The organism is Streptomyces sp. NPDC059224 (genome assembly GCF_042754285.1).
Taxonomy (GTDB): Bacteria; Actinomycetota; Actinomycetes; order Streptomycetales; family Streptomycetaceae; genus Streptomyces.
Genome location: NZ_JBHZAN010000041.1, coordinates 37,645 through 54,010, shown reverse-complemented (window position 1 = coordinate 54,010; position 16,366 = coordinate 37,645). Strand labels below are relative to the sequence as shown.

Annotated in this window: 15 protein-coding genes; 6 read left to right on the top strand and 9 right to left on the bottom strand. The window is 73.8% G+C overall.

The genetic code is table 11. From position 1 onward, the window contains the following. Positions 1-208 precede the first annotated feature (208 nt). Positions 209-1,312: a mechanosensitive ion channel family protein gene (locus ACFXI4_RS36250; protein ID WP_384999394.1), complete on the bottom strand. Its 1,104-nt coding sequence runs from the start codon at positions 1,310-1,312 to the stop codon at positions 209-211. Positions 1,313-1,672: 360 nt separating this feature from the next. On the opposite strand from ACFXI4_RS36250, the gene ACFXI4_RS36245 reads away from it, so the two are divergent. Further along, positions 1,673-2,209 carry an HNH endonuclease gene (locus ACFXI4_RS36245; protein ID WP_362728685.1) on the top strand — a complete coding sequence of 179 codons (537 nt, stop codon included), beginning with the start codon at positions 1,673-1,675 and terminating at the stop codon, positions 2,207-2,209. A gap of 36 nt (positions 2,210-2,245) precedes the next feature. Here ACFXI4_RS36245 and ACFXI4_RS36240 read toward each other — a convergent pair whose 3' ends face one another. Genes ACFXI4_RS36240 through ACFXI4_RS36220 form a run of 5 tightly spaced genes read right to left on the bottom strand, consistent with a single transcriptional unit; the run spans position 2,246 to position 6,375 of the window. Then, a complete protein-coding gene (locus ACFXI4_RS36240) occupies positions 2,246-2,848 on the bottom strand; it encodes a hypothetical protein (protein ID WP_384999391.1) in 603 nt (200 codons plus the stop codon). A gap of 5 nt (positions 2,849-2,853) precedes the next feature. Then, positions 2,854-4,161 carry a hypothetical protein gene (locus ACFXI4_RS36235; protein WP_384999332.1) on the bottom strand — a complete coding sequence of 436 codons (1,308 nt, stop codon included), beginning with the start codon at positions 4,159-4,161 and terminating at the stop codon, positions 2,854-2,856. After that, positions 4,158-4,910 (bottom strand): ABC transporter ATP-binding protein, encoded by a 753-nt coding sequence (locus ACFXI4_RS36230; protein ID WP_384999388.1) that lies wholly within the window; start codon positions 4,908-4,910, stop codon positions 4,158-4,160. The genes ACFXI4_RS36235 and ACFXI4_RS36230 overlap by 4 nt, the downstream gene beginning before the upstream one ends. A gap of 8 nt (positions 4,911-4,918) precedes the next feature. Next, positions 4,919-5,797: a zf-HC2 domain-containing protein gene (locus ACFXI4_RS36225; protein ID WP_384999329.1), complete on the bottom strand. Its 879-nt coding sequence runs from the start codon at positions 5,795-5,797 to the stop codon at positions 4,919-4,921. Beyond that, complete coding sequence (locus ACFXI4_RS36220) at positions 5,794-6,375, bottom strand: RNA polymerase sigma factor (RefSeq protein WP_384999385.1); 582 nt, start codon at positions 6,373-6,375, stop codon at positions 5,794-5,796. The genes ACFXI4_RS36225 and ACFXI4_RS36220 overlap by 4 nt, the downstream gene beginning before the upstream one ends. A gap of 158 nt (positions 6,376-6,533) precedes the next feature. On the opposite strand from ACFXI4_RS36220, the gene ACFXI4_RS36215 reads away from it, so the two are divergent. The 3 genes from ACFXI4_RS36215 (at position 6,534) to ACFXI4_RS36205 (ending at position 9,240) form a co-directional block, all read left to right on the top strand. Then, complete coding sequence (locus ACFXI4_RS36215) at positions 6,534-6,743, top strand: hypothetical protein (RefSeq protein WP_384999326.1); 210 nt, start codon at positions 6,534-6,536, stop codon at positions 6,741-6,743. After that, positions 6,744-8,834, top strand: coding sequence for a 4-alpha-glucanotransferase (gene malQ, locus ACFXI4_RS36210; RefSeq protein ID WP_384999324.1), 2,091 nt, complete (start codon positions 6,744-6,746; stop codon positions 8,832-8,834). It abuts the gene before it with no gap. A gap of 139 nt (positions 8,835-8,973) precedes the next feature. After that, a complete protein-coding gene (locus ACFXI4_RS36205; RefSeq protein WP_384999321.1) occupies positions 8,974-9,240 on the top strand; it encodes a hypothetical protein in 267 nt (88 codons plus the stop codon). 99 nt (positions 9,241-9,339) lie between these two features. Here the strand turns inward: ACFXI4_RS36205 and ACFXI4_RS36200 are convergent, their stop codons facing one another. Further along, positions 9,340-9,939, bottom strand: a complete 600-nt coding sequence (locus ACFXI4_RS36200; RefSeq protein ID WP_384999318.1) for a TetR family transcriptional regulator — start codon at positions 9,937-9,939, stop codon at positions 9,340-9,342. A 171-nt stretch (positions 9,940-10,110) separates the two neighbouring features. Between ACFXI4_RS36200 and ACFXI4_RS36195 the strand changes: the two genes are divergently transcribed. Continuing rightward, on the top strand, positions 10,111-11,580 hold the full coding sequence (locus ACFXI4_RS36195) for an FAD-dependent monooxygenase (protein ID WP_384999316.1): 1,470 nt from the start codon (positions 10,111-10,113) through the stop codon (positions 11,578-11,580). A 25-nt stretch (positions 11,581-11,605) separates the two neighbouring features. On the opposite strand, the gene ACFXI4_RS36190 is transcribed toward ACFXI4_RS36195, so the two are convergent. Further along, on the bottom strand, positions 11,606-12,058 hold the full coding sequence (locus ACFXI4_RS36190) for a DUF5707 domain-containing protein (protein ID WP_384999313.1): 453 nt from the start codon (positions 12,056-12,058) through the stop codon (positions 11,606-11,608). 372 nt (positions 12,059-12,430) lie between these two features. Between ACFXI4_RS36190 and ACFXI4_RS36185 the strand changes: the two genes are divergently transcribed. Next, on the top strand, positions 12,431-13,693 hold the full coding sequence (locus ACFXI4_RS36185; protein WP_384999310.1) for a M14 family zinc carboxypeptidase: 1,263 nt from the start codon (positions 12,431-12,433) through the stop codon (positions 13,691-13,693). Between the two features lie 49 nt (positions 13,694-13,742). Here the strand turns inward: ACFXI4_RS36185 and pepN are convergent, their stop codons facing one another. After that, on the bottom strand, positions 13,743-16,316 hold the full coding sequence (pepN, locus tag ACFXI4_RS36180; RefSeq protein ID WP_384999307.1) for an aminopeptidase N: 2,574 nt from the start codon (positions 16,314-16,316) through the stop codon (positions 13,743-13,745). Positions 16,317-16,366: the final 50 nt, after the last annotated feature.

Sequence of the window (16,366 nt, the reverse complement as noted above, 5' to 3'; positions counted from 1 at the left end):
CTCCTCGATCGCGATCAGCGGATCGATGGGGTCCTGTTCCGTCGCGACCGTCTCCATGATCGGTTCGGCGCTCGTCCCCCGTTCTCCTCACGCTGCTGCCAGGCTGAGCCCGCGCCGGGCGCCCCGGCGGAACGATGGGGCACCCCGTACGCCGTGAGACGCCGGAACGCCCCATCGTGCACTCGAACGAGTGTGCTGGACCGCTCCGCTACTTCCCGGCCGTCGCCCCTCGCTGGACGGCGATCGGAGCCGTCGCCGCCACCTGCGGCGAGTCCGAGTTGGAGAAGGCCGACGGTGCCGCCACGGCCGCCGTCGGGTCCACCGGCTCCTCCTCGGTGAGCGCGACCGGCGCCCCGCCGACGATCCTGATGTCCGCCTCGTCGAAGGCCCGCTTGATCCGCCAGCGCAGCTCGCGCTCGACCGTCAGGGCCTTGCCCGGCATGGTCTTGGCGGAGAGCCTGACCACCATCGAGTCGAGGAGGACGGAGTCCAGGCCGAGGATCTGGATCGGGCCCCAGAGCAGCTCGTTCCAGGGCTCCTCCTTGGCCATCTTCTCGGCGACCTCGTCCAGGGTGGCCCGGACCCGGTCCAGGTCCTCGGTGGTCCGGACGGTGACGTCCACACCGGCCGTGGCCCAGCCCTGCGAGAGGTTGCCGATCCGCTTGATCTCGCCGTTGCGCACGTACCAGATCTCGCCGTTGTCGCCGCGCAGCTTGGTCACCCGCAGGCCGACCTCGACCACCTCGCCGGAGGCGATCCCCGCGTCGATCGAGTCGCCGACGCCGTACTGGTCCTCCAGGATCATGAACACGCCGGACAGGAAGTCCGTGACCAGGTTGCGGGCGCCGAAACCGATCGCCACACCGGCGACACCGGCGGAGGCCAGCAGCGGGGCCAGGTCGATCTGGAAACTGCTCAGCACCATCAGCGCGGCCGTGCCGAGGATCAGGAAACTCGCCACCGACCGCAGCACGGACCCGATCGCCTGCGAGCGCTGCCGCCGCCGCTCGGCGTTGACCAGCAGCCCGCCGAGCGTGGTGCCCTCCGCCGACTCGACCGTCCGGTTCATCCGGTCGATGAACTTGGTGATCGCCCGTAGGACGACCTTTCTCAGCACCACCGCTATCACCAGGACCAGCAGCACCTTGAGCCCGATCGCCAGCCACGTCGACCAGTTCTGCTCGACCCAGCTCGCGGCGTTCGTGGCGCTCTCCTGGGCGTCCTGGAGCGCGGGCACCGCCGGTGTCTCCGACCCCGAGGGGGTCGGAGACGGCGACGGACCGGCGGCCAGCAGGGCGGCGGGCAAGGACACGGCGGGTACCTCCAGGGCGGTGCGGTACTGCCCTCCGGTACGGCGTTCAAGGTCACGTACGGCGTTCAAGGTCACGAGAAGGTCACCGGACGGGCAGGATCACCACACTAACGGGGCATCGCGTGTGCGCCCGACGGATACGAGAAGGAGAGACCGTGCTCACTCCGGCTCGCTCCGCAGGCCTCCCGGTTGAGCAGGCTCGCTTGAAATGGGGGGTGTCCGGGGGATGAATGCGGTGTGGTCGAAAACACTCCCAGGCCGTTACGCGGACATGGTGGCGCGTCCACCAGGCAAGAGGGGAGACTGGCCACAGATCGTCCCGGCGCGAGCCACGCGCCGCCGACGCCCAAGGAGGCCCCCGTGCCGCATGTCCTGGTCCTCAACGCGTCGTACGAGCCGCTCGGCGTCGTACCGCTCCGCCGCGCGCTCGTCCTCGTCCTGGAGAACAAGGCAGTCGCCTTGGAGGAATCCGGCGCCTTCATGCACAGCGCAACCGTCACAGTCTCCGCACCCAGCGTGGTCCGGCTCAAGCGATTCGTCCGGGTTCCCTACCGAGGACCCGTTCCGCTCACCCGAAGGGCGCTCTTCGCGCGCGACGGGGGCCGGTGCATGTACTGCGGTGGCGTCGCAACCAGCGTCGACCACGTCATCCCGCGCAGTCGCGGGGGTCAGCACGTCTGGGACAACGTGGTGGCGTCGTGCCGCCGCTGCAACCACGTCAAGGCCGACCGCCATCTCTTCGAGATCGGCTGGCGGCTGCGGCACAAACCAGCCCCACCCACCGGCCTGGCCTGGCGCATCATCGGGACCGGCCATAGGGACCCGCGCTGGCTGCCCTACTTGCAGCCGTACGGCGCGGACGACGCCCTGGCCCGGATCGACGGCATCTCCGCCTGACGATCCGGGCCTTCGCACACCCCGTGGCTGCCCGCCTCAGCCACGGGGCCCTTCGGCACGCGCACCCCGTACGACGTACAGCGCGCCGCCCACCGCGAACGCCCCCAGCGCCGCCGCCCAGGCGCCCGGTTGCGCGCCCGGTTGCACGGGCCACGCCCAGACGGCCACCGCACGTCCACGCGCCCCCGCCGAGCCCAGGTACACGGCACTGACGTAACCGAAGGCGGGCAGCCAGCTCAGCCGGGCGCCGATCAGCACCGCCGCCGCGGCCGTCACTCCCGTACAGCCCAGCGTGTTGCGGATCACGGCCGGCGGTCCGAAGGCCTCGGGATGCCCCAGCACCGCCAGCGGCAGCAGCACGGCCGCCATTGCGACGAGCCCGGCCAGCTGAGCCAGCCGGAGCGGCCACCACGGCCGTACCGCCGTCCGGTCCAGTTCGTCCGAGGGCGAGTACAGGCTCACCCCGATCACCGCGGCCGCCAGCAGCGGGGCCAGCGCGACCACCGGCACCCGGCGGTCCGGGTCCACATAGGCGTCCAGGCGGGCCGCCGCCCAGACGGCGAAGGCGGCCGTGCCGACGAGTGCGGCCAGGGCGGCCGGGAGCGTGCGCGCGCGGGCGTGGAGCAGGGGACCGGCGATCGTCGTCACAGCGCGGGCACCCCGCTCGGGTCGCAGTTCGCCCGGCCCGCGAAGTACGCCGACAGCCAGGCCCGGCGCTCTGGCGCACCCATCGCCGCCAGGCGGGCCCGGGCAGCGAGGCGCGCGGCCCTCTCGGCACGGGGGGCCAGGTCGTCGAGGTGCCGCCGGGCGGGAAGCGGTGCCAGGTAGTCGACGACCGCGTCGTCGGCCAGCACGATCCGCCGGTCGGTCAGCTCGTCCGGGCAGTCACCGCGCACTTGGAGCGCCCCCACCGCCTCCCACGCGAACTCCGCCGGATCGGTCAGCCGCCCCCGCGCGAACGACCAGCCGAGCGGCGTCAGCGACGGCAGGCCGGCCTCGCCGGCGCGCGGCCCGCCGTACCGGTCCACCCAGCGCACCGGCAGGTTCCGCACGCCCGCCAGCCGGCCGGTGACGCCCGACAGGGCCTCGGTGAGCTGCGGGAGCGCACCCGCGTACCGGGCGTCCACGCAGACCGCCGGGGTGCCGGACGTGTCGCACACCTGCCGCAGGGCCAGCGGGTCGGTGCGCCACAGTCCGTCCCCGGTCCGTATGAGCAGCACGGCCGCGGCCGTCGCGGCGGCCAGCGGCAGCAGGGCCGTCCACCGGCGCCGGGCCGCGTACGCCAGTACGGCCGCCCCCGCCAGCCCGCCCGCCCACACCGCCGCCGTCACCGGCTGCCACCACACCGGCACCGACGTCTCCACGACCGCCAACGCCGGGTCGAGATACCGCCCGGACCCGGAGCCGGTCGCCGCCGGCACCCCCAGTCCCAGATAGCCCGCCACGGCCAGCAGCGGAGCCGTGAGCCGCGAGGGCACCACACGCCCGGCCACCTGGCCGGCCGGTACCGCGGCGCCCGTCACGAACGCGTCGAAGGGCAGCCGGGCGAGACGCGGTCCGTCACCCAGGGCACCCTGCGCGTACGGCCAGGTCGCGAGCAGCGCCAGCCCCGCCGCGGCCAGGTACCCGGCAGCCACCCAGAGGGCCATCGGCAGCACCGACACCAGGAACCGGGCCAGCGGTGGCCGTACGGCCGTGTCCCACAGCTCCCGGGTACGGCGCCGCCGCTCCCGTCCGCCCTGCCAGCAGCCCGCGGCCGCGGCCGCCGGGACCGTGATCAGCACGGCATCGTGCAGTTCGGTGGCCGTCTCCGCCCAGCCGCCCTGCCACCGGCCGGCCGACGCGGCGAGCGCCACGCCCAGCGTCAGCAGCACGGTCAGCCCGGCCCAGGGGGCGAAGCCCCGGCGCGCCTCCGCGAGCAGCGGGGCCCGTACCGTCGTCACCACTCTCATCGCAGGGCCTCCCGGGCGGTGCGGTGGGCGCGCAGGGCTGTCGTGTAGCCGCGCTCGATCGGATGGTCGCCGGGGCCCTCGGACCTCTCGCCGAGGGCGGCCAGCGCTTCGGGCGTACCCCGGTAGGCGACCCGGCCCGCGTCCAGCAGGGTGACCTCTGTGCAGGCCGCGGCCACGTCCTCCACCAAGTGGGTGGAGACGACCACGGTCGCCGAGGCGCCCAGCTCGCGCAGCAGTTCCCGGAACTCCACGCGCTGCTCGGGGTCCAGGCCGGCGGTCGGTTCGTCGAGCAGCAGGACCTCCGGTTCGTTGACGACCGCCTGCGCGATGCCGACCCGGCGGACCATGCCCCCGGAGAGCGTCCGGATCTTCGCGTCGGCCCGGCCGGCGAGTCCGACCCGGGCCACCGCCCGCTCCACGGCGGCCGGGACCCCGGCGGCCGGCATCTCCTTCAGCCAGGCCACGTACGCCACGAACTCCCGCACGGTGAACCCCGGGTAGTAGCCGAACTCCTGCGGCAGATAGCCCAGCCGGGCGCGGACCTCGCCGAGGGCGCGGTGCCCGGCGGTGTCCCGGCCGAGCAGCTCCACCCGTCCCGCGGCCGGCCGGGCGACCGTGGCCAGCACCCTGATCAGCGAGGTCTTCCCGGCGCCGTTCGGGCCCAGCAGCCCGTGCACACCCGTGCCGAGCGTGAGATCGACCGAGTCCAGGGCTACGGTCCTGCGGTGCCGGACGCGCAGGCCGGTCACTCGTATGTTCAACGGTTCTCCAGATGGTCGTAGGCGTCCCGGCGGACGGCGAGGAGCGCGGCGCACGCGACGGCGGCGGCGGCCCAGCCGGCCTGGGTGCCGTCGAAGCAGGCGGACAGCTGTCCGGCCAGCCGCGCGGTGAACGGGCCGCCGTGGGCGGCGACGGCCGGGACGAGGACGGCGGCCAGCCAGCCGCCGCCGGTCACCGCGGTCCCGGTACGGCAGCCGACGCAGGACGCGAGCACCAGGGAGCCGAGGGTCAGCGCGAGGCCCGGCAGCAGCCAGGCGGCGGCCCCGGGGGTGCCCGAGGAGGGCAGGGCGGCGCCGGTGAGCGTCAGCACGGGCAGGCTCACGGCGAGGACGGCGGCGGTACGGGTGAGTGCGAGGCGCAGTCCGCCGGCGGGGGTGGACGCGGTGATCTCGTGCAGAGGGTCGGCGTGCGGGCCGTAGGAGAGGGCGACACCGGCCACGGGGACGACCGGGGCGACGGTCAGGAGGAGGGCGCGGGTGGCTCCGTAGTCCGCGGCTCGGGCCAGCAGGAGGGCGCCGACGACGACGGTGAGGAGGGCGAGGAGCCAGCTGCCCCTCAGGGCGGGGCCGAGGGACCGGAAGGCGGGGGTGAGGCGGCTGGTCCGGTGTCGGCCGGTGGGGGCTCGTCGCACCGCTTCCCGCGCTCCTGCGGCGGGGGGCGCGGCCGTCAGCACCAAGTCCCGGAGCTCTTCGAGGACCGGTCCCGCCGCTGTCTCCCGCACCGCCGCCGACACCCGGCTCGCACAGCCGGTGCAGCTCTCCAGATGCTTCTCCAGGGACCACGCGTCCGCCTCCGGCAGGGAGCCGTCGGCGTACCGCAGGGTGAGATCCTCGGAGGCGTGCCAGGGTGTCCTCACGCCGGGCCTCCCATCGGTGAAGGGTTCAACCGGGCCAGGGCCGTGCGCAGTTCGGCCCTGGCCCGGAGTGCGCGGGACTTGACCGTGCCCTCCGGTATGCCGAGCAGCCGCGCGGTCTCCCGGGTGGACAGGCCGTCCACGACCGTCGCCCGCAGCACCTCGCGGAGTTCGGGCGAGATCCGGTCCAGGGCGGTGCCGACGTCGCCGTACTCCAGGCCCATGAGCACCCGGTCCTCCGCGGAGGGCGCGACCGCGGGGCCGGGCAGGACCTCCACCCGGGCGGCCCGTTCCTGCACCCGACGGGCGTCCACCAGCCGGCGGGCGGCGATCGTCCACAGCCAGCCGCCGGCTTCCTGCCCGCGGTGCGCGGCGGCCGACCGCCACACCGTGACGAAGGTGTCCTGGAGCACTTCCCGCACCACCTCCGGGTCGGCGCAGCGCCGGGTCAGGCGGGCGTACAGCCAGCCCGCGTGCCGGTCGTACAGGACGGCCAGCGCCGGGCCGTCGCCGGCCGCGACGGCCCGCAGCAGCGCCGCGTCCCCGTCGGCCGTTCCGTCGTTCTCCCGGTGGCCCCCCATGGGGCGGAACAGTCTCACAGCCTCTTTATCGATCACCCGGACGCGGTCGGTTCACCCGGTGTGGGGACGGGGGCGGGGAGTGCCCTCGCCGCGACGGGGTAGGCCTGCCACGACGCGGCGTCCGCCGCCCTACCCGACGTCAGGACAAGGAGGCCACCGTGGCCGCAACGGTTCACCATCCGATCCCGGCCCAGTTCAAACCCCCGGTGGAGACCGTGCAGGAGTCCCTGCTGTGCGTGTTCAGCGCCGAGACCGTCTGCGCGGAGGCGCCGCTGACCAGCGAGCCCCCGCTGCCCGACGCCGAGCCGCTGACCAGCGAACCGCCGCTCGCCGACCTGGCCCCGCTGACCAGTGAGCCGGGGTTGTAGATGAGCGAAGCCCTGGACGGGGAATTGTGCCGGCTCGCCGAACTGCACGGCGTCGCCACCTCCTACAGCCCGTCGCCGGACCGTACGGTCGCGGCCTCGGCCGGTGCCGTGACCGCGGTGCTGGCCGCCCTGGGCGTCGACGCGAGCGGCCCGGAGGCCGTCCGCACCGCCCTGGCCGACCGGGAGCGGGACCTCGCCGAACGGCTGCTGCCGCCGACACTCGTGCACTGGGCCGGCTCCCGCGGCCCCGCCCTCGACCTGCCCGCCGGCACCCGGCTGGAGGTCCGCACGGAGGACGGCGAGACCCGGGCGGACGTGACGGACCTGCCGGCCGGGGTGCATCTGCTGACCGCCGTCGCGCCCGACGGCCGTACCGCCCGCAGCCACCTGATCGTCGCCCCCGACCGGCTGCCCACACCCGCCGGCCGCTCGTACGGTCTCCTCGTCCAGCTGTACTCGCTCCTCTCCGACCGTTCCTGGGGCATGGGCGACCTCGGTGACCTGGCCGGACTGGCCGACTGGGCCGGACGCACGGCCGGGGCCGGGTTCGTGCAGGTCAACCCGCTGCACGCGGCCGTGCCCGGACCTCCGACCGACCCCTCCCCCTACCGTCCCTCCTCCCGCCGGTTCCCCGACCCGGTGCACCTGCGGCTGGAGTCCGTCCCCGAGTACGTCCCGGACCCCGCGCTCACGGAACGCGCGGGACGGCTGCGCGCCGCCGTCCTCGAGCAGGGCGCCCACATCGACCGGGACGCGGTCTGGGAGCTGAAGCGGCAGGCGCTGGAGGCGCTGGCCGCCGTACCGCTCACCGCCGCCCGGCAGGCCGCCTACGACGCCTTCCGCGCCGACCAGGGGCAGCCCCTGGAGGACCACGCCACCTGGTACGCGCTCGCCGAGCGGCACGGCTCCGACTGGCACCGGTGGCCCGAGGCGCTGCGCGACCCGCGCTCGCCGGAGACCGCCCGCGCCCGCGCCTCGCTGCGGGACCGGGTCGCCTTCCACTCCCGGCTCGCCTGGCTCACCGACACCCAGCTCACCGACGCCCAGCGCACCGCCCGCGCGGCCGGGATGCCGGTCGGGATCGTGCACGACCTCGCCGTCGGAGTGCACCCCGCGGGCGCGGACGCCTGGGCGCAGCGCGCCTTCTTCGCCGCCGGGATGTCCGTCGGCGCCCCGCCCGACGCGTTCAACGCCCGAGGCCAGGACTGGGGCCTGCCGCCCTGGCGCCCCGACCGCCTCGCCGCCTCCGGTCACGCTCCCTACCGCCAGCTGCTGCGCGCCCTGTTCCGCTATGCGGGCGCGCTGCGCATCGACCACGTGATGGGCCTGTTCCGGCTGTGGTGGGTACCGGAGGGCCGGCCGCCCACGGAGGGCACGTACGTCCGCTACGACGCCGAGGCGATGCTGGCCCTGCTGGCGCTGGAGGCGACCCGGGCGGGGGCGGTGGTGATCGGGGAGGACCTGGGGACCGTGGAGCCGGGGGTGCGCGAGACGCTCCAGCTCCACGGGGTGCTCGGCACGTCGGTGCTCTGGTTCGAACGGGACTGGGACGGCGACGGCCGCCCGCTCGCCCCGGAGAGCTGGCGCGCCGACTGTCTCGCCACCGCCACCACCCACGACCTGCCGCCCACCGCCGCCCGCCTCACCGGCGAGCATGTCGGACTCCGCGACCGGCTGGGTCTGCTGACCCGTCCGGTGGCCGAGGAACGGGCGGACGCGGCGGCCGACACGGCGGAGTGGCTGGCGCTGCTGACCCGGCTGGGCCTGCTGGCCGGCTCCGACGCCGGTGACGAGGAGGCCGAGATCCGGGCCGTGCACCGCTTCCTGCTCCGCACCCCGGCCCGCATGGTCGGCGTCTGGCTCCCCGACACGGTCGGCGACCGCCGCCCGCAGAACCTCCCCGGCACCTGGGACCAGTACCCGAACTGGCGCCTCCCGATCGCCGACGCGACGGGCCGCCCGGTGACCCTGGAGGAGCTGACGGCGTCGGCGAGGGTCCGCGCGCTCCTGGAGGTGCTGCGGCCGGAGAACCCGCCCGGCCCGGAGGACGACGGCCGCTCGGTGTCTCTGCCCAGCCAGTCCGGGGCGTGAGGGCGGCGACCGGTCCCGGGGCGTCCGCCGGCCGGCGGCGGCTCGGCGGCGGCCCCCGGGGCGGTCTCGACCGTGCGCGGCGCCGCGTACGGGTACCCCGGCCGCGCGCCCCTCAGGCCGGCCCGCTACTTTTGGGAGCGTGGACAAGAAGAACGCCCTGCGCGCCGGCGCCCTGGCTGCCGGTACGACGCTGATGATGCTGCTCATGTCGTCCCCTGCTCTCGCGCTCACGCGTGACGACGGCGACGACCCCGGCAAGGGCCTGAGCGTCATCGAGACGCTGGGTCTCTACGTCCTGATCCCGCTCGTGCTCTTCGTGGTCATCGCGGGCCTGGTCATGGTGCTGGACAAGTCCAAGATCCGGGTCACCAAGCCGGGCACGACGAAGGCCAGGGCGAAGGCCTGACCTCCGCTTCTCCGTCGAGGGCGCCGGTCGCCTTCCGTACGTCCCCGCACGGGGCGCACGGGAGCTGACCGGCGCCCTCGGTGCGTTCGGCGCGTTCGCTCAGGGGTTCGGCGCGGTCAGATACCGCTGCAGGGTCGGCCCGAGCCACGCGAGGATCTCCTCCCGCGCCAGCGCCACCACCGGTGGCAGCCGCAGCACGTAACGGGTGAGGGCGAGCCCCATCAACTGCGCGGCACACAGCCCCGCCCGCGTCTGCACCTGCTCGGGGTCCGGGCACACCCGCCGGGCCACCGGTACCACCTGCTCCCGGAAGATGCCCTGCAGCCGTTCGGCCCCCGCCTTGTTGGTGATGCCGACCCGCAGTACCGCGGTGAGCTCCTCGTTCTCCTCCCAGATGGTCAGGAAGTGGGCCACCAGCGTCCGCCCGGCCTCGGTGCGCGGCACCTGGGACACGTCGGGCATGTGCAGATCGAGCGCGACGGCCGCCGCGAACAGGCCGTCCTTGTTGCCGAAATAGCGCATGACCATGGACGGGTCGATGTGCGCGTCCTTGGCGATGGCGCGGATGGTGGCGCGCTCGTACCCGTCGGTGGCGAAGCGTTCGCGGGCCGCGGCCAGGATGGCGGAGCGGCTGGCCTCGGAGCGGCGCGTCGCCGAGCCGTTCGTGGGCCCTGTGTCTCTACTGGGGGTGCCGGTCATGCCAACGAGCGTAGGCCAACAGCCGTAGGCCAACAAGTGTTGACTGCGTGAGCGGCCCTGTCTAGGCTTGTCAACAAACGTTGGCCAACAAGCGTTGGCCAACAGTCGTTGGTCAACAAGGGTTGGTCAACGAATGCTGGTCGACGAGCGTAGGCAATCCAGGAGGCCCCCATGAACGGCCCGACCGCCACCCCCGCCACCCCCACAAGCCCCGCGACCTCCCGCGTGATCGTCGTCGGCTCCGGTCCCACCGGCCTGCTCCTCGCCGGTGACCTCGCCGCCGCCGGCATCCCGGTCACCGTCCTGGAGAAGCGGCCGCACGGGATCAGCAACCTCTCCCGCGCCTTCGTCCTGCACGCCCGTGCCCTGGAGCAGCTGGACGCCCGCGCCGTCGCCGACGAGCTGGAGGCCGTCGGCAAGCCGCTCACCCGGCTCAACCTCTTCGACGGGCTCACCCTCGACGCCGGGACCCTCCCCTCCCGTTTCCGGCACGTGCTCGTGATCCCGCAGTACGAGGTGGAGAAGGTGCTGGAGCGCCGCGCGGTCCAGGCCGGTGTCGACTTCCGCTACGAGTCCGGGGTGACCGGCCTGAGCCAGGACGCCGACGGCGTCACCGTGCACGTCGGGGGCGCCGAGGGCGACGAGGACCTGCGCGCCGCGTATGTCGTCGGCGCCGACGGCATGCGCAGTGCCGTGCGGACGGCGGTCGGGCTGCCGTTCCCGGGAAGGTCCGCGATCCGGTCCGTCGTCCTCGCCGACGTGCTGCTCGACGAGCAGCCCGAGACGCTGATCACGGCCGCCGCGGTCGGCGACGCGTTCGCCTTCCTCGCGCCCTTCGGCGACGGCTACCACCGTGTCATCTGCTGGCACCGGGGCCGTGACGTTCCCGATCACGAGCCGGTCGATCTCGACGAGGTCAGGGAGATCACCCGGCTGGCCCTGGGCCGGGACTTCGGAATGCGCGAGGCCCGCTGGGTGTCCCGCTTCCACAGCGACGAGCGGCAGGCGCCCGGCTACCGGGTGGGCCGGGTCTTCCTGGCCGGTGACGCGGCGCATGTGCACACCCCGGCCGGCGGCCAGGGGATGAACACCGGTCTGCAGGACGCGGCCAACCTGAGCTGGAAGCTCGCCGCCGTCCTGCACGGCCACGCCGCACCCGGTCTGCTCGACACCTACCAGGCCGAACGCCACCCGGTCGGCAGGTCGGTGCTGCGCAGCAGCGGCGCGATCGTCCGCCTGGCGATGGCCAAGGGCTGGCAGCTGCCGGTGCGTTCCGTGCTCGTCGCGGTCCTCGACCGGCTGGCTCCCGTCCGCGCCAGGATCATGGGCCAGATCACCGGCGTCGGCTACCGGTACCCGGCTCCGAGGGGAGCCCATCCCCTCACCGGCGCCCGCGTTCCCGATCTCGCCCTGGCCGGCGGCGGCCGGCTCTACGAGGCGCTGCGCGGCGGCCGGTTCGTCCTGGTCACCCCGGGTGCGTACGAGGCGGGCGAGGGGCGCGCGGACCGGCTGGCGGTGGCGCACTGGGCGAGCGACCGCGGTACGACGCTGCTGGTGCGCCCCGACGGGTACGCGGCCTGGGCGGCGGAGGACGCGCGGGCCGCGGACATCGAGTCGGCGCTGGCCGCGCACGTCGGCTGAGCGGACGCCATCGGCGACGGCCGGGTCAGCCGACGGTGAAGTCGGTGACCTTGGTGTCCAGGGTGGTGCTGCCGTCCTTGGCGGTGGCCAGTACGGCGACGTGCCAGGTGCCGTGCGCGGACGAGGCGGCGTCGGCGGCGGTCACCACGGACTTGTAGACGCACCGCGTGGTGTCCCCCTCGGCCGGCGCGCAGGTCGCCGGCTCCACCCCGGCCATGTCCTTGGCGGTCAGCGGCTTCTTCGCGAACTCGGACCTCTCCGGCCAGGCCAGCACCTTCAGGCTCTTCACCCCGGAGGACGCCGTGACCTCGGTGGAGAAGGCGAACGAACCGGCACGGCCGCTGCCGGCCGCGGTGTATCGGGCGGTGCTGTGCGCGAAGGCGGGCGGCTGGTCCCCCGCGTAGGCGAGGGCGAAGGCACCGGCGCCACCGAGGACGACGACACCGGCGGCGATGGACAGAGCGATACGACGGGACATGACGGCTTCTCCGTAACTGTCTGCGTGTCTGCGTGTCTGCGTGTCTGGCGGACTGTCCGGCTGACTCCGGCCGAATCCGACCGGCTCGGCCGGGCGAACCGGCGCTCCGTGCCCCGCCGTTGCACCGATACTCGCAACGCACGGACACCCTGGACGTGAGCACGGGTACTCAACTCCGCCTAGGTGATGGGGAGCGCGGGGACCCGGCTGCGCCCTTGACAGCCGTTGCGCCCGGAGTTCCCATGGGGGTCGCCCAACGTCCGTATCGACAAGGGGAGTTGACGTGACGACCAAGATCGAGATCCGCCCGTTGGACAAGAAGGAGACCACCGGGGACAGCAACTCTCAGGGCGCTTGACGGGAGAGGCCCGCGTGCGGACTCCGCCGTTGCGGCGCCCGCTCTACCCGGGCGTCGGCGAGCTGGAGCGGCGGGCTCGCACGCTGGTCGCTCTCGCGCCCGGGACGCTGCGGCTGCGGGCGGCCGGGGAGAGCCGGGCCGGCCGGCCCCTGTGGCTGCTGTCCGCCGGGCACGGCAAACGGCAGCTGCTGACGGTCGCGGGCGCGCACGCCAACGAACCCGTGGGGGGCGCCTCCGCGCTCCGGCTCGCCCGTCTCCTCGCCCACCGGCCCGAGCTGCTCCGCCGCCTCGACTGCACCTGGCACCTGCTGCTCTGTCTCGACCCGGACGGCGCCCGCCTCGCGCACGGCTGGCAGCCCGAGGAACCCGACCCGTCCCTGGAGGAGTGCCACCGGCACTTCTACCGGCCCGAGTTCTCCTGCCAGCCCGAGTCGCTGCCCGCCTCGGACACCGGACGGGAACCGCTGCCCGAGTCCGCCGCGCTGGTGCGGCTGCTCGACGAACTGCGTCCTGCGGTCCAGTTCACCCTGCACGGCATCGAGTTCGGCGGCGCCTTCACCATGCAGACCCGGGAGGTTCCGGGTGCCGCCCGCGCGTTCCGGGAGATCGCCGCCCGGCTGCGGATCCCGCTCGACGACCACCCCTGCGACGGTCCGGACTGGCGTCCGGACCCGCCCGGCGTCCTGCGGCTGCCGCCGGCGAGCAGCGGCAGCGAACGCGACCCGAGCGGCTTCGTCGCCGAGAGCACCTGGCTCCACCCGCGGTGCCACGGCACCCTCACCGCCCTCGTCGAGGCACCGGCCTGGGCGGTGCCCGCGGTGAGCGACTCCCGGGCCGCCCCCGACCCGCGGCGCGCCGTCGGCCGGGCCCGCGACCTGCTGCTGGCCCGGACCCGGGAGCTCGCCGCCCTGCTGGAGCCGGTCCCGGCCGGTGCGGTACCGGACGATCTGCGGCCCCTGCACACCGCCGCCGATGAGCTGCTGCGGGTCGCGCCGTCGCTCGCGGCCGGCTGGGCCGAGGAGGAACACGCGGGTTCCCGGGGCCACTTCGCGACCCTAGGGGTCTCCGCCCGCCGTATCCCGCTGCGGGTGGCGGCCATGGCCCACCGGGCGCTGGCCCGCACCGAGCCCGCGACCGCCGACGCGCTCGCGGACCTGGTGCGCGAATGGTGCCGGGAGCTGGACAAGGCCTGCGAGCCGCGCTGGATCCCGGTGTCCGCGCAGACCGGACTGCACGTGCGGACGATGCTGGATCTCGCCGCACGGTTGTGCGCATGAGGAAGGGGGCGCCGGTCCGCCGGCGCCCCCTCCGTCGTGACGACGGCCGCTACTGGGCCGCGGCGTCCGCCTCCTGCGCCCGCAGGGCGCGCTCGACGCCCGCGCGGGACTCCGAGACGAGACGGGCCAGGGCCGCGTTCGGCTGGGCCGCGGCCAGCCAGGCATCCGTCTTGGTGACGGTCTCCTCGGAGACCTGGAGGGCCGGGTAGAGGCCGACCGCGATCTGCTGGGCGATCTCGTGGGAGCGGGTGTCCCACACCGACTTCAGGATCTCGAAGTACCGGTCCGTGTACGGCGCCAGCAGTTCACGCTGGTCCATCTGGACGAAGCCGCCGATCACCGCCTCCTGCACGGCGTTCGGCAGCTTGTCGGACTCGATGACCGACGCCCACGCCTCGGCCTTGGCCTCCTCGGTCGGCCGCGCGGCACGGGCGGTGGCCGCGTGGCGCTCGCCGGCGGCCGTCCTGTCCCGCTCGTACTCGCCCGCGATCTCCGCCTCGTCGAACCGGCCGACCGCCGCCAGCCGCTCCACGAACGCCCAGCGCAGGTCGGTGTCCACGGCCAGGCCCTCGATGGTGTGGGTGCCCTCCAGCAGGCTGTCCAGCAGGTCCAGCTGCTCCGGGGTGCGGGCGGTGGCCGCGAACGCCCGTGCCCAGGCCAGCTGGTGGTCGCTCGCCGGGGCGGCCGACCGCAGGTGGGCCAGGGTGGCGTCGGTCCAGCGGGTGAGCAGCGCCTCGCGGGCGGTCGGGTCGGCGTACAGCTCGACGGCCAGCTTCACCTGGCGGTGCAGCGACTGCACGACACCGATGTCGGACTCCTTGCCGATGCCCGCCAGCACCAGGGCCAGGTACTCACGGGCCGGCAGTTCGGCGTCGCGGGTCATGTCCCAGGCCGACGCCCAGCACAGCGCGCGGGGCAGGGAGGCCTCGAAGTCGCCCAGGTGCTCCGTCACGACGTGCAGCGACCGCTCGTCCAGCCGGACCTTCGCGTACGACAGGTCGTCGTCGTTGAGCAGGAACACCGCGGGACGGCGGCGGCCGGTCAGCTCCGGTACGGCGGTCAGCTCGCCGTCCACGTCCAGCTCGATCCGGTCGGTGCGCACCAGCTTGCCGGACGCCTCGTCCAGGTCGTACAGGCCGATCGCGATGCGGTGCGGACGCAGGACCGGCTCGCCCTTGGCGCCGGCGGGCAGCGCCGGGGCCTCCTGGCGGATCGCGAAGGAGGTGATGACACCATCGCCGTCGGTCTCGACCTCCGGGCGCAGGATGTTGATCCCGGCGGTCTGCAGCCACTTCTTCGACCAGGTGCTCAGGTCACGCCCGGAGGTCTCCTCCAGGGCGCCCAGCAGGTCGGACAGGCGCGTGTTGCCGAACGCGTGCCGCTTGAAGTACGCCTGTACGCCCGTGAAGAACTCGTCCATGCCGACGTAGGCGACGAGCTGCTTCAGGACGGACGCGCCCTTGGCGTAGGTGATGCCGTCGAAGTTGACGAGGACGTCGTCCAGGTCGCGGATCTCGGCCATGATCGGGTGCGTGGAGGGCAGCTGGTCCTGCCGGTACGCCCAGGTCTTCATGGAGTTGGCGAACGTCGTCCACGAGTGCGGCCAGCGCGAGCCGGGCGCGTACGCCTGGCAGGCGATGGAGGTGTAGGTGGCGAACGACTCGTTCAGCCACAGGTCGTTCCACCACTCCATGGTGACCAGGTCGCCGAACCACATGTGGGCCAGCTCGTGCAGGATCGTCTCGGCGCGCGTCTCGTACGCCGCGTCGGTCACCTTGGACCGGAAGACGTACTGGTCGCGGATGGTCACCGCGCCCGCGTTCTCCATCGCGCCCGCGTTGAACTCCGGCACGAACAGCTGGTCGTACTTCTTGAACGGGTACGCGTAGTCGAACTTCTCCTGGAACCAGTCGAAGCCCTGCCGCGTCACCTCGAAGATCGCGTCCGAGTCGAGGAACTCGGCGAGCGAGGGCCGGCAGTAGATGCCCAGCGGCACCGACTGGCCGTCCTTCTCGTACACGCTGTGCACGGAGTGGTACGGGCCGACGATCAGCGCGGTGATGTACGACGAGATGCGGGGCGTCGGCTCGAAGACCCAGACGTCGTCCTTGGGCTCGGGCGTCGGCGAGTTCGAGATGACGGTCCAGCCGGCCGGCGCCTTCACCGTGAACTGGAAGGTCGCCTTGAGGTCCGGCTGCTCGAAGGAGGCGAAGACCCGGCGGGCGTCCGGCACCTCGAACTGGGTGTACAGGTAGGCCTGCTCGTCGACCGGGTCGACGAACCGGTGCAGACCCTCGCCCGTGTTGGTGTAGGCGCAGTCGGCCACGACCCGCAGGACGTTGCGGCCGGCCAGCAGGTCCGGCAGGGCGATCCGGGAGTCCTCGAAGACCTCGGCGGCATCCAGCGGGTCGCCGTTCAGGGTGACCTCGTGGACCGCCGGGGCCACCAGGTCGATGAAGGAAGCGGCGCCTGCTTCGGCGACGTCGAAGCGCACCGTGGTCACGGACCGGTAGGTACCGCCCTCCTGCGCTCCGGAGAGGTCGAGATCGATCTCGTACGAGTCAACGGTGAGCAGCTTCGCCCGCTGCTGTGCCTCTTCGCGAGTCAGGTTTGTGCCAGGCACGCGGTCATCTCCTCGTTATGTGTGGGTTGCGCCATCCTTCCACGGCGGCC

What these genes read in the sequence shown, in the direction of transcription:
- malQ (WP_384999324.1), top strand. Translation starts at nt 6,744, where the DNA reads ATGAGCGAAGCCCTGGACGGGGAATTGTGCCGGCTCGCCGAACTGCAC.
- ACFXI4_RS36235 (WP_384999332.1), bottom strand. Translation starts at nt 4,161, where the DNA reads ATGAGAGTGGTGACGACGGTACGGGCCCCGCTGCTCGCGGAGGCGCGC.
- ACFXI4_RS36200 (WP_384999318.1), bottom strand. Translation starts at nt 9,939, where the DNA reads ATGACCGGCACCCCCAGTAGAGACACAGGGCCCACGAACGGCTCGGCG.
- ACFXI4_RS36195 (WP_384999316.1), top strand. Translation starts at nt 10,111, where the DNA reads ATGAACGGCCCGACCGCCACCCCCGCCACCCCCACAAGCCCCGCGACC.
- ACFXI4_RS36220 (WP_384999385.1), bottom strand. Translation starts at nt 6,375, where the DNA reads ATGGGGGGCCACCGGGAGAACGACGGAACGGCCGACGGGGACGCGGCG.
- ACFXI4_RS36190 (WP_384999313.1), bottom strand. Translation starts at nt 12,058, where the DNA reads ATGTCCCGTCGTATCGCTCTGTCCATCGCCGCCGGTGTCGTCGTCCTC.